The organism is Bradyrhizobium sp. MOS002 (assembly GCF_003020115.1).
In the GTDB taxonomy this organism is placed as follows: Bacteria; Pseudomonadota; Alphaproteobacteria; order Rhizobiales; family Xanthobacteraceae; genus Bradyrhizobium.
Genome location: NZ_PYFX01000003.1, coordinates 22,096 through 34,641, shown reverse-complemented (window position 1 = coordinate 34,641; position 12,546 = coordinate 22,096). Strand labels below are relative to the sequence as shown.

Here is a 12,546-nt window from a genome sequence, read left to right as displayed (position 1 = left end):
ACATGCGCAAGGCAATGATTATATGGGGCGGCTGGCCGGGCCACGATCCTGATCTCTGTGCTTCGATGATCCGCGGCTGGCTGATGGCGGAAGGCTTCGAGGTGCGGATCGAAACCACCACCGCTGCGTTCGCCGATCCCGCGATTCACGATTTGTCGCTGATCATCCCGATCTATACCATGTCGACAATCGAGAAGGCGGAAGCGCTCAATCTCTGCGCTGCCGTCCGTAGCGGCGTCGGGCTCGCCGGCCATCATGGCGGCATGGGCGATGCATTCCGCGATTCCGTCGATTACCAGTTCCTGTGCGGCGGGCAGTGGGTTGCGCATCCCGGCAATATCATCGACTACAAGGTCGACTTGACGAAGCCGGATGATCCCATCATGAAGGGCCTGAAGAGTTTCGAGCATCGTTCCGAGCAGTACTACATGCATGTCGACCCGGCCAACGAGGTGTTGGCGACGACGACCTTCAGCGGCGAGCACGCGCCCTGGATCGAGGGCGTGGTGATGCCCGTCGTCTGGAAGAAGCGATACGGCGCGGGCAGGGTGTTCTATTCCTCGCTCGGCCACCGCGCCTACGAGCTCGACGTACCGGAGATTCGAACGTTGATGGTCCGCGGCATGTTGTGGGCTGCGCGCGAATGACAGCCGTTGCGACCCAGTCGGTGATTCGCGCCACGCTTGAGGACGTCGCGCGCACGGCGGGTGTTTCTCTCGCCACGGTCGACCGCGTCGTCAACCGGCGTGAGGGCGTGCGTGCCAAGACCGTCGCGCGGGTCGAGGCCGCGGTGGCAAAACTCGGCTATCGAGCCGACGTCGCGGCCGCACGGCTTGCCCGGGGGCAGACGTTCCGCTTTGCCTTCGTGCTGCCGACGGGCAGCAACAGCTTCATGACCAACCTGACCGAGCAGGTCCAGCGCACTGCGGACTGGCTCGCCGGCCAGCGCGGCTTCATTGATATCCTGCATGTCGACGTGTTCGATCCGGACGTACTCGCTGCCGCACTGGAAAATCTTTCGCCCGCCTACCAGGGCGTCGCCGTCATCGCGCTCGATCATCCGAGGGTGCGCGCCGCGATCGACGAACTCACTACGCGCGGCGTCGCTGTGGTGACCCTTGTGTCGGACGCGCCGAGCTCGCGCCGGCTGCACTATGTCGGCATCGACAATCCTGCGGCAGGCCGCACCGCTGCAACGCTGATGGGACGGTTCCTCGCTGGTCGCGAGGGGACGGTGGCCGTGATAGCGGGATCGTTGTCGCTGCGCGATCACACCGAACGGCAATTCGGCTTCCACCAGATCCTGTCCGGCGAATATCCGAACCTGCTCGCGCTACTGGTGATCGAGGGCCGCGACGACAGCGAGCGCACGCGGGAGCTCACGGCGGCGCTGCTCGCGCGCCAGCCCGATCTGCGCGGCATATACTCCTGCGGTGCCGGGAACCGTGGCATCGCCGACGCGCTCGAGGCCTCGGGACGCGCGCGCGAGGTGGTCTGGATTGCCCATGAGCTGACTCAATACACTCGGCGTTTCCTGGTCCGCGGCGCACTTGATGCCATCATCAACCAGGATCCCGGCCACGAGGCACGGTCTGCTGCGCGAATCCTGCTCGCGCATTGTTCGGGCGAGCCCATCAGCCCCGACCAGGAGCGCATCCGCATCGACATTTTTCTGCGGGACAATCTGCCGTAGCCTCGACTGGCCTGCAGGGCGCGTCAGAAGCTCGCGGCCATTGCCGCCAGACGTTGATGGGCTCTTTCGCGGGCCACCTCAATGGGCTGTTGTGGTCCAGTGGTTGGTCCGATTGGAATGAAATGGACATTGTTGATCCCGACAAAACGCAAAATTTCACGCAGGTAAGGCGTTGCCATGTCGATGCGCCCGCGGTTCATTCCGGTGGCGAAATCGCTGCCGCTGGCGATGATGACGATGGTCGGCCGGTCCTTCAGCAGCGGGACATACCCCAGGGACGGGTCGAACCGAAAGGTGAGCCCGGGCTGGACGATGATGTCGAACCATTGCTTGAGCTTATAGGGAATGCTGAAGTTCCACATGGGAGTTGAGATCAGCACACGATCGGCAAGCGCCAAGCGTACCGCCATCCGCTCGGCTTCCGCAAAGCTGTCCCGCTGCGCGTCGTTGAAGGCTTGCGCCTTCATCTGTGCATATTTGGCTTCGACAATGGGGCCTGAAAACTCTGGCAGGCGCTCCCGCCAGAGATTCATGACGTCCACGTCCCAGTCGGGCCGAGCTCGGCGAAAGCCGTCAAGGAAAACGCGTGCGCCGGCGCTTGACCAGGAGTCGTCGCGGGGCGAGCAGGACAGGTGCAGGAGCTTCGCCACCGCTCATCCCAGCGCTTTGATGACCGCATCGGCCTTGGTCACGACGGCGACGTTCTGCATGGCGAAGTTGATCGATGCAGCGTGCCACTCCGAATTCATGGTCGAGCAGCAATCCTCAGGAACGATCATGAAATAGCCCTTGTCGGCGCCGGTCCGTGCCGTGTGCTCGACCGACATGTTGGTCCAGGCGCCGGTGTTGATGATCATGTCGCGGCCGGTGGCTTTCAGGATCGTTTCGAGCTTCGTGCCTTCCCAGGCGCTCATTCGCACCTTCTCGACCACGAAATCGCCGGGCCTCGGCTCGAGACCTGACACCGGTGCCGCCCCCCAGCTTCCGCGCACCATCGCCTTGCTGTCGACGAGACCTTCGAACAGCGGCGCATTCAGCGTCACGCCGGGCGCGCCGGGTTCGACGACGAACCAGACATGAATGACGGCGACGCCGCGGGCGCGCGCAGTTTCCGCAAGACGCCGGACGTTTTCGACGACGTGCTGCTGCTTCGCGTGACCTGGTGCCCCGGAATCGGCAAAGGCACCACCGTCCATGATGACGTCGTTCTGGAGATCCTGGATGATCATGGCACAGCGTCGAGGGTCGAGCTGCATCTCGCCGTCGGCGAGCACGGATGCAGCGGAAGCAGAGCCGGCCGCTGCAGTGCTGCTACCTCGCTTGCCGCTCATATAGGGCTCGTGGCGCGGGCCGACCTTGGTCGGGACAGCATAGACCGAGTGCGTCGAAGTCAGGTACAACGTGCGGAAATCCGGCCCGCCCCAGGTAAGGTTGGCGACGAGTTCGGGCAGGCGGAGCTTGCCGAGCAGCTCGCTCCGCGGCGAATAGACCCAGACCCCGCCGGGTGCCGTGACCCAGACGTTGCCGTGCTGGTCGCACTTCATGCCGTCGGGCAAGCCGGGCTCGAGCTCGGAGCGGATGCCGCTTGCGAACACCCGTGCGGTCGACAGCGAACCGTCGGAATTGACATCGAACACGCGGATCAGTGCCTGCACGGTGTCGTTGACATAGAGCATCTTCTCGTCCGGCGAAAAGCACAGACCGTTTGGCTGGTCGAACAGATTGCGGTCCACGACGAGCTTCGGGTCGGCGCCGGGCACGACGCGATAGACGCCCTGGAAGCCGAGCTGCCTTGGCCGCTCGACGCCATAGACCGGCATGCGGCCATACCAGGGATCCGAGAAATAGATGGCGCCGGAGGAGTGCACACAGACGTCGTTGGGGCTGTTGAGCTCCTGTCCCCCAAAGTGCGAGGCCAGCACCTCGCGTCGTCCGTCTGGCCGCTCGCGGATCAACGACGATGTCGCGTGCTCGCAAACGATCAAATTGAGTTCGGCGTCATAGGTCATGCCGTTGCATTTGTTCGAGGGACGCTTGACCTCGGCGATGCCGCGCCGCGCATCCCAGCGCCGGCGCACGTCGCCTGGCATGTCCGAGAACAGCAGATAATGATCGACCGGATGCCAGATCGGTCCCTCCGTAAAGTCGAAGCCGGTGCCGATCTGCGCGACCGGCGCATAAGGATCGATCAGGGTCTCGAATTCGGAGCGCAAGGTGACGTGCGTCATCGTCCATCCTCTGGCGTCTAGGCAGGAAACCAGTTGCGCTGGGGCAGGGACTGCACGATCGGCCCAGGCACCTGGTCGTGTAGCCTGCCGACGACGTTGCCGCCCTCGATCTTGGCGGGACGGTCGTGGACCGGCAGCAGATAGCGCGAATTGCTGAGCAGCTTTTTGATGGCGGCCTTCTCGGCCCGCTTGGTGGTGCCGTGGTTGCCCGTGGTGCGTGGCTCCCAGTCGTGGATCTCGTTGAAGGGCGTCACGATCTGGTCGTTGAAATCATAGATGACGTCGCCGCAGATAGTGGCGATGCCGTCGGCGGTTTCGACGATGATGTTCATCGAGCCCTCGGTATGCGCATTCGCTGCGTCGCAGTAGACGCCCGGCATTAGCTCGATGGGACCTGTGATCTCGAGGTCAAGAAAGCGCAGCGCACTCTTGGTGTGCAGACGGTCGATCAGATGCTTGATATCCGGCGCCGGATATTGCGGATGCATCAGGCCGGACACGGAATACTCGAGCTCCCGACGGTTGAGGACGACGGTCGTGTTCATCGGAAACAGATCGTCCTTGCCGGCGTGGTCGATATGCAGATGGGTGTGGCAGACGAATCGCACATCGCCCATCCGCACGCCGTGCCGCGCAAGCTGGTTCTCGATCATGTGCTCGTGATACTGCAGGCCGCGCATCCCCAGCGTTTCCATGATCTGGTTGGAGCGGTAACCCGTGTCTACCACGACCGGATATTTGCCGCCGAGGATCAGGAAGCCGAGGGTGAGGACACGGCGGGTCCGGCCGCAGTCGTGGCCGAGAACCAGAAAGCTCGATTCCAGCTCGATATCGCCATAGTCCAGGATCTTGATCTCCAGCGGCATTCCGTCCCTCCCTGTGTCCGTTTTCGTTCGTTTCCTCAGCTCTCAAAGCCGATAGACGCGCATGGCGGTGGTTCTGAAAATGGCTTCGCGCTGATCATCGCGGAGCGGCGCCGCCGCGCCACGGAACGCGTCGATCAACTCGCGGTAGCTGGTCCACAATTTCTCGATTGGGAAATTCGAGCCGAACAGGCAACGTTCGGCGCCGAAGATCGCAATCGTGTCGGTCAGGACGGATGCGATATGCGCGGGGTCGTTGCGGTGGATGAAGGTTCCGAGCCCCGACAGTTTCGAGACGACGTTCGGGCATGCGGCGAGGCGGGCCATCCCGGCGCGCCACGCGGCGCGGCCTGAGGGTGAAAGGTCCTCCAGCATGCCGGCGTGCTGCAGGATGAAGGTCACCTTCGGGCAGGCTTCCGCAAGGTGTGCGGCGTCTGGCATCTGCGGCGTGAACACCTGAAGGTCAAAGCTCCAGCCATAGTCCGCAAGCCGGGCGACGTTGCGCTGGATCACGGGATCGGTGCAAAGATCCGGCCGCGCGGCAAAGCGATAAAGCGGGTTCTCGTGCCAATGAAGTTGCATGCGGACGCCGCGCACGAGGGCATAGCGCTTCAAGCGGTCGAGCTGCGGACGCACGTCGTCCACCGAAAAATCGGCGTAAGCCACGATGGCATGCGGCCAGCCGTGCTCCTCGGCCGTCTGCTGCACCCAGGCGGCCTCGTCCTCGAAGCGGTCATTGGCCCAGTTGGTCTGGACATAGACCGAGCGGGTGACGCCGCTGCCTTCGAGGTCGCCGAGATACTCCTCGATCGGATAATCGCGCCGGATCGGCTCGTACGGACCGAAGATGCGCGGCTGCATCGGACCCACCAGCCAGGGCAGGTCGGCCTGGCGCCAGATATGATGGTGCCCATCGACGATGTCGGTCACGCAACTCTCCTTTGTCCCAGCGCCAGCACATGGGCGACAATCGACGCGCTTGATCCACCATCCACGAGGTCGTCGACGAAGCGCTCGATCGCGACCAGCGCTTCGGTCTGCGGGCGAAAGCCGGGACCAGCCGCGAGCGGTGTCAGCCAGCTCACGCGCCACGCACGGCGCGATAGTTTCGCTACCGCATCGCGCAGCGCGTCGGGTTCGCCCCGCTCCAGGCCGTCGGAGACGATGATCACGGCGGCGCCCCGCGCGTATCCGCCGAAGCGGGGCACGGCGAGAAAGGCCTGAAGCGCGTCTCCGATTCGGGTGCCGCCGTCCCAGTCGCTGACCACGTGGGCCGCGGCGTTGAGCGCCTGCTCGCGCCGCTTGAGGCGCATCGGGCGGGTGATGCGGGTCAGCCGCGTGCCGAAGGTGAAGACCTCGACGTTGGGTGCCGCCTGCACCAGCGTGTGCGCGAACTTCATATTCTCTTCGGTACGGGTCTTCATCGAGCCGGAGACGTCAATCAGAAGCAACACCTTGCGTGGGCGCTGCCGCCGCTTCAAACGTCCCAGCCGGAGGATTTCGCCGTCGCTGCGAACGGAGTCGCGTAAGGTGCGGCGCAAATCCGCATAGGGCCCGCTGCGAGCCCGCATGCGGCGATGGCCGCGCCGCTTCGGCAGGCGCCTGGGCGCCTCACGGGACAGCCGGCGCAGCGCATCGGTGGTCGAGAGCTGCGCAAAGCGGCGCTCGACCAGGGCTTCGGCGCGTGCGGCTGCGAGACCGGACTCATTGACCTCGTCCGACAACAGCGGCTCGTCGTTGCCACGGGCCTCCTCCTGTAGCCGAACTGTCTCGTCGTCCTCACCGTCATCGACGCGCTCGATTGCCTCGTTTCCGCGAAAGTGCAGATCGAACAGCCGGTCGAACGTTGCGCGACGCTCCGGTGGGGGGGCCAGTGTTGCGAGGGCTGCGTGCCGAATGTCTTCCAGGCTGCGTGGGCCGAGCAACTGGATCGCGGCCAGGAACGAGGTCGTCTGTTCCGGTGCGACGGCAAATCTGTTGGTTCGCAACAATCCGACGAACGAGATGAAAACACGCGCAGCGCGCGGCAGTTCGGGTTCGGCGCTCATGCAGAGGACTCCGCCAGCAGGGCGTCGAGGCGCGGCGAAATGAAGTGCAGATCTTCCTCGTCTTTCAGGGCAACGCCGATCGAGCGCCTGAAGGCATCGGGCCAGCGCGCGCCGCCCTTGTGCAGCAGTGTGGCAGCCTCAGCCCAGTCGACGGCTTCGGCGATCCCGGGCGCCTTGCTGAGCGGCTCGCGTCGCAGCTTCTCGACGGCCGCGACGACGGCCCGCGCGGTCCCTTCAGCGACGCTGGAGGCCCGCATCATCACGATGCGTGCTTCACGCTCGGCGGAGGGATAGCCGATCCAGTGATAGACGCACCGCCTCCGCAAGGCTTCGTGAAGATCCCGCGTGCGGTTTGAGGTCAGCACCACGACCGGGCGCTCCGAGGCACGCACCGTACCGCGCTCCGGGATCGAGATCTGGAAGTCGGACAGAAACTCGAGCAGGAAAGCTTCGAACTCCTGGTCGGCGCGATCGATTTCGTCGATCAGCAGCACGGTTGAGTCAGGCGCGCGCAGCGTCGCCAGCATCGGTCGCTCGATCAGAAACGCCTCGCCGTAGATATCGATGCTCTCATCGCCGGCCTGGCGGATTGCGAGCATCTGGCGCGGATAGTTCCATTCATAGAGTGCGGCGGACGCGTCGATGCCTTCGTAGCATTGCAGGCGGATCAGGCGGCGGCCGAGTACGGCGGCGATGGCTTTGGCGGCCTCGGTCTTGCCGACCCCCGGCGCACCCTCGAGCAGCAATGGCTTGCCGAGTGCCAGCCCGAGATAGGCTGCGGTCGCCAGTCCCTCGTCGGCGAGGTAATAGGCCGCCCGAAGCGCCTTCTCCAGTGCCTCGGGGCTGTCGATGCCGACAATGTTGCTGCGGACGGCCATCGAGACCTCAGCGCCGCGCCTGAGGGCGCGCGCCGCCCTCGGCCTTGATCGCGCGCAGCACCTTCTCCGGCGTAATCGGCAGGTCGTCGATGCGGACGCCGACGGCGTTGAAGATGGCGTTCGCAACGGCCGGCAATACGGGATTCGCGCACATTTCGCCGGGGCCCTTGGCGCCGAAGGGGCCATCGGGAGCGGGGCGTTCCAGCACGGCGATGTCATGCGGGCAGATGTCGCCAGGACCAGGCATGACATATTCGACGAAGTCGCGAGGGCCGTGGATAGGGTCGGGATAATAGGGTTCAGGCGTCTCGTAGAGCGCGTGACTGACGCCCATCCAGGCGCCGCCGACGAGCTGTTGCTCGACCAGGCGCGGATTGAGCGCACGGCCGAGCTCATAGGCAGAGTCCATGCGGATCATCGTGACCTCGCCGGTCTCGTCGTCGACCTCAACCTCGGCGACAAGGCAGGCATGGGCGTAACAGGTCGCCGGCGACATCTCGCCGGTTTCCGGATCGACGTTGGAGAGAGGAACCAGGAAGATGCCACGGCCCGCGATGGTCTTGCCCTGTTTGAACTGCGCGGCGATGGCGACATCCTTGGTGGAGATCGAGCGGTGCGGCGCGCCCTTGACGTGGATGTTGCCGCGCCCGTCGGTTTCGAGATCGGCGGCGTTGACCTCGAGCTCCTCTGCGGCGGCCTCCATCATCACGCCGCGCGCCTCGCGCGCCGCCGCCATCACGGCATTGCCGACGCGATGGGTGCCGCGCGAGGCGAACGAGCCCATGCAATGCGGGCCGGTGTCGGAATCGGCAGTGTCGACATAGACGTCCTCGACGGGTACGCCGAGCGTCTCTGCGCAGATCTGCCGCGTCACCGACTTCATGCCCTGGCCCAGATCGATCGAGGATAGCGCCACGGTGAATTTACCGCTTGGATTGGAATGAACCAGGGCCTGGCTGGGATCGCCGCCGAGGTTCATGCCGATGGGATAATTGACCGATGCGATGCCGCGTCCGCGATGTCGTGTCATCTCAACGTCTCCTGGTGCCGAACACGGATGAGAAGCGGCCCGCCCCATGCGCGGGCGATGCTGGTCGCGGTGGCTGTGGCGGGGGCGGCGCGGATGGTGGGGGCTCGCGCGGTGGTTCGCGCAACGCGGCCGTCGGCAGGCGATCATAAGTCGTGCGCTGCTGCGCCGGCGCGGTTGTCCTCGCGAGGGTGTCGGCAGGCGTCCGCGGGATGGCGGCGCGGTTGCCACCACCGTCCTTGCGGGAGGAGGCGCGCTTGAACTCGTCGCGGATCGGCCATTTGGCTTTCTCGGCGGCGACCTGGACGCACTCGACCAGCGCCGTGTTCTTGGCCTCGCGCCGATGCGCTTTCATGTCGCCGTCGCGATAGGCATTGAGGATGCGGAACTCCATCGGATCCATGCCGACGAGGTTTGCGAGCTTGTCCATCTGGCACTCGATCGCAAAATCCATCGCGGTGACGCCGAAGCCGCGCATCGCGGTTGCCGGCGTGCGGTTGGTGAAGACGCAGTAGACGTCGCCATAGACGTTCGGGATGGTGTAGGGCCCTGGCAGATGGGCTGCGCATTTCACCGCGGCATAGCTCGAGAGCCGCGTATATGCGCCGCTGTCGAAATATGCGCGGACCTTTCGCGCGACGACACGGCCGTCGCGCATCACGCCGTCCTTGATGTAGATGCGCTCGGCGCCGCGCGGCGGGCCGTATTGCATCTCTTCTTCGCGTCCGAACACGTAGCGCACGGGACGTCCCGTCAGCATCGCACCCAGGATGCATAAAGGTTCGGTCAGCGTGTCCACCTTGCCGCCAAAGCCACCGCCGACGGTGCCGCCAATGAAATGGAAGGTGTTGGAGGGGACGTCGAGGATCTTGGCGCAGGTGTCGACCGAGAAGAACAATGCCTGCGTCGACGTATAGACGACATAGCGCCCGTTGGTGTCGGGCGCCGCGATCGACCCGTTGGTTTCGGTCGGCGCGTGCTCGATAGGCGACATCTGGTAGCGCTGTTCGAGCACGTGATCGGCGGTCGCGAGTGCGGCATCGGCGTCGCCGAAGCGGAGTTTCTGGTGGTCATATACGTCGTGATAAATGAAGGCATTCTTCGGATAAGTGTCGTTGACGACTGGTGCACCGGCCTTCAGCGCATCTTCTACGTCGAACACGGCCGGCAGCGGTTCATAGTCGATCCGCACCTTCGCGATCGCCTCGAAGGCCTCGCGCTCGCTGTCGGCGACGATAGCCAGGATCGGTTCACCCTTGTAGCGGACCTTGTCGACGGCCAGCGACGGCTCGTCGTCCTTGCCGAAATTGATCAGGCTCAAGAGCGTGTTAAGGTTGCGGGGAACGTCAGCGCCGCGGATGATCCGGCGCACGCCGGCTGAGCGCTCGGCGTCCGCGGTGTCGATCCGCCGGATCCTTGCATGCGAATGGGTCGAACGGACGACTTTCAGGTGCAGCATGCCCTGGAGCTTGTGGTCGTTGAAATAGCTCGAGGTACCCGTGACATGGCCGAGCATGTCCTGGCGCTGTGTGCCCTTGCCGATCTCCTTGAGATTGTCGTCGCGCTCGTCGGCGAAAATGTCTTTGCGCAGTTCCAGCATGATCTGGTCCTTCAGGCGCTCGCCCGGCCGCCGGAAGCGGCGAGGATGGCGTTGATGATCGGCTCGTAGCCGGTGCACCGGCAGATGTTGCCGGAGATCGCCTCGACGACTTCAGCGTGGCTCGGGGAGGGATTGCGATCGAGCAGTGCCTTGGCAGCCATCAGCATGCCCGGCGTGCAGTAGCCACACTGGGCAGCAAAATTCTCGGCAAAGGCGCGTTGCAGCGGATGGAGGTTGGGTCCCTGCTTCAGGCTATCCAACGTCTCGACGGAGCGGCCGGCAACGGTCTCGGCCAGCGTCAGACAGGAGAGATGCAGCTCGCCGTCGATCAGGACGCTGCAGGTGCCGCAGCCGCCCTGGCCGCAACCGAACTTCGGCGTCATGTCGCCGATCAATTCGCGAAGTGCAACGAGAAGGTTGGTGCCGCCATCAACGAAAATGGCGACATCGCTGCCGTTGTGACGAAATTGCAGGGCAGTCTTGGCCATACGATCTATTCCTGACCCAAGAGAAGACGACGCAGATGGACGCCGACGATCTCACGGCGGTACCAGGCGCTGCCGAGCGCGTTGTCGGACGGCGATGTTCCTTCCGCGGCTGCAGAGGCTGCGGCCGCAGCGGTCGCGGCATCGAGTGCGCGGCCTTCCAGAGCGCGTTCGGCCGCCCGCGCACGTATTTGCGTCGGCGCCATCGACCCCAATGCAATCCGTGCTCCGGCGATCCGTCCGCCACTGATAGGCAGATGTGCGGCGAGCGTGATGACCGAGCCGCCCTTGGGCTTGATCCGTGCGATCTTGCGGTAGCGGAAAGCCTCCGCGCTGGTCGGTCGCGTGCAGGACACCGACAGCACGAGCGTGCCGGCCTGCCTATCACGCGACTGCAAAAACTCCTCAATTGGAATGTCGCGCGATCCAAAGCCGCCTTGCAGGGCCACCGTGGCATCGAGCGCAAGCAGAGCCACGGTGAAATCGCCATAGGGATTGGGCGCGAACAGATTGCCACCGACCGTACCCATGTTGCGGACCGCCGGGCCACCGATCGAGCGGGCAGGAGCGTGCAGGAAAGCGAGGTCGCGCTCACCCAGAATCCGGGCGAAAGTCACGCCAGCCCCCAGTGTGATCCGCGGGCCGGATGAGTCGATGCGCGTCAAGGCTTGGTCATTGGCGCGCACGACGGTCGAGAGCGAGATGTCGCCTTCGTTCAGTGCGCGCATCACCAGCGTGCCGCCGCCGAGATAGCGCGCGTTGCGATCGGACGACAGCGCGGCGGCGGCCTCGCTCGAGCTCGTGAAGGTCTTCACCGTCACAGTCATGTTGACACAGCCTCCTTGAGGTGCCGGCGGATCGCTTCGAACCCCGCCTGGTAGATGTCTTCCGCGACCATGTGGGTGATGCGGTCCTTGTCCTCCGGCCGCGTCGAGAAGCGGGATTCCCAGTGCCAGAAGGTGCGGTCGCCGTCCGTCACCGGCAGCAGGCGGATGTGGGCCACGTAGTTGAACATCGGGACCGGCGTATCGAGCAGGCAATAGCTGAAGGTTTGCTCCAGATCCGACAGCGTCAGCAATTGTTCGCGCAGCTCCGAGCCGTCCTGCAGCTTGAACCGCCTGACACAGCCGATCTTGTCTGGGGCCTGTGCGCGCTCGATCGTGGAGGACGCGACCGCCGGATGCCAGCGATCGTGCCCGTTGAAATCGCGCAGCACGGCCCACACGGAGCCGGTCGGCGCATCCAGGATCGTGCTCTTGACGATATGCGGCACGGCGCTCAGCCTCCGAACTGGCGTTTGAGGGCGTCGAAGCCACCCTGGAACACGCCGCCGCCGATACTTGCGACGAGCTCCGCCTCCCGCTCGGGTGCGCAGTCGAACTCGGCGGTCCATTCCATGAAAGTCTGGTCGCCATCCGTGACCGGCGTCAGCCGAAGCGTCGCGACGTAGTCCTCGACCCCCATCGGGGATTCGAGGATCGAGTAGGTGCAGAACATGTCGTAATCGGACAGGCCGAGCAGCTTCTCCCGGATGCGATCGCCGTTGCGCAGGCGAAAATCCCTGACGCAGCCGATCTTGTCGGAGGGCTCGCCGCCCTCGATGCGGCTTTCCGCAATCGCGGGATGCCAGTTCGGCAGACCGTTGAAGTCGCGTACCCGCGCCCAGACGCGATCGTTGCGCGCGTTGACGACGGTTGAGACGTAGACGCGGGCCATGGTGCGAC

General features: G+C 64.6%; 14 protein-coding genes. 2 read left to right on the top strand and 12 right to left on the bottom strand.

The features are described from left to right. Positions 1-2 precede the first annotated feature (2 nt). Entirely contained in the window at positions 3-647 is a 645-nt protein-coding gene (locus C7G41_RS08995) for a ThuA domain-containing protein (protein ID WP_106942237.1), read from the top strand. After that, entirely contained in the window at positions 644-1,693 is a 1,050-nt protein-coding gene (locus C7G41_RS08990) for a LacI family DNA-binding transcriptional regulator (RefSeq protein WP_106942236.1), read from the top strand. The genes C7G41_RS08995 and C7G41_RS08990 overlap by 4 nt, the downstream gene beginning before the upstream one ends. Before the next feature lie 23 nt (positions 1,694-1,716). Here C7G41_RS08990 and C7G41_RS08985 read toward each other — a convergent pair whose 3' ends face one another. The 12 genes from C7G41_RS08985 to C7G41_RS08930 are packed head-to-tail and all read right to left on the bottom strand — an operon-like array spanning position 1,717 to position 12,538. After that, positions 1,717-2,343, bottom strand: a complete 627-nt coding sequence (locus tag C7G41_RS08985) for an FMN-dependent NADH-azoreductase (RefSeq protein ID WP_106942235.1) — start codon at positions 2,341-2,343, stop codon at positions 1,717-1,719. Positions 2,344-2,346: 3 nt separating this feature from the next. Beyond that, positions 2,347-3,921, bottom strand: a complete 1,575-nt coding sequence (locus C7G41_RS08980) for an isochorismatase family protein (RefSeq protein WP_106942234.1) — start codon at positions 3,919-3,921, stop codon at positions 2,347-2,349. 17 nt (positions 3,922-3,938) lie between these two features. After that, entirely contained in the window at positions 3,939-4,787 is an 849-nt protein-coding gene (locus tag C7G41_RS08975; protein ID WP_027569306.1) for an MBL fold metallo-hydrolase, read from the bottom strand. Positions 4,788-4,829: 42 nt separating this feature from the next. Further along, positions 4,830-5,714 carry an amidohydrolase gene (locus C7G41_RS08970; protein ID WP_106942233.1) on the bottom strand — a complete coding sequence of 295 codons (885 nt, stop codon included), beginning with the start codon at positions 5,712-5,714 and terminating at the stop codon, positions 4,830-4,832. Continuing rightward, complete coding sequence (locus C7G41_RS08965; RefSeq protein WP_106942232.1) at positions 5,711-6,832, bottom strand: VWA domain-containing protein; 1,122 nt, start codon at positions 6,830-6,832, stop codon at positions 5,711-5,713. Before C7G41_RS08965 ends, C7G41_RS08970 begins: the two co-directional genes overlap by 4 nt. After that, positions 6,829-7,710: a MoxR family ATPase gene (locus tag C7G41_RS08960; protein ID WP_106942231.1), complete on the bottom strand. Its 882-nt coding sequence runs from the start codon at positions 7,708-7,710 to the stop codon at positions 6,829-6,831. The genes C7G41_RS08965 and C7G41_RS08960 overlap by 4 nt, the downstream gene beginning before the upstream one ends. Before the next feature lie 7 nt (positions 7,711-7,717). Further along, positions 7,718-8,740: a xanthine dehydrogenase family protein molybdopterin-binding subunit gene (locus tag C7G41_RS08955; protein ID WP_063992928.1), complete on the bottom strand. Its 1,023-nt coding sequence runs from the start codon at positions 8,738-8,740 to the stop codon at positions 7,718-7,720. A gap of 1 nt (position 8,741) precedes the next feature. Further along, positions 8,742-10,337, bottom strand: a complete 1,596-nt coding sequence (locus C7G41_RS08950; RefSeq protein WP_106942230.1) for a xanthine dehydrogenase family protein molybdopterin-binding subunit — start codon at positions 10,335-10,337, stop codon at positions 8,742-8,744. Between the two features lie 11 nt (positions 10,338-10,348). Continuing rightward, positions 10,349-10,825, bottom strand: coding sequence for a (2Fe-2S)-binding protein (locus C7G41_RS08945; RefSeq protein ID WP_106942229.1), 477 nt, complete (start codon positions 10,823-10,825; stop codon positions 10,349-10,351). A gap of 5 nt (positions 10,826-10,830) precedes the next feature. Next, on the bottom strand, positions 10,831-11,649 hold the full coding sequence (locus tag C7G41_RS08940) for a xanthine dehydrogenase family protein subunit M (protein WP_106942228.1): 819 nt from the start codon (positions 11,647-11,649) through the stop codon (positions 10,831-10,833). Then, complete coding sequence (locus C7G41_RS08935; protein WP_106942227.1) at positions 11,646-12,095, bottom strand: SRPBCC family protein; 450 nt, start codon at positions 12,093-12,095, stop codon at positions 11,646-11,648. Before C7G41_RS08935 ends, C7G41_RS08940 begins: the two co-directional genes overlap by 4 nt. Positions 12,096-12,100: 5 nt before the next feature. Continuing rightward, on the bottom strand, positions 12,101-12,538 hold the full coding sequence (locus C7G41_RS08930; RefSeq protein ID WP_106942226.1) for an SRPBCC family protein: 438 nt from the start codon (positions 12,536-12,538) through the stop codon (positions 12,101-12,103). Positions 12,539-12,546: the final 8 nt, after the last annotated feature.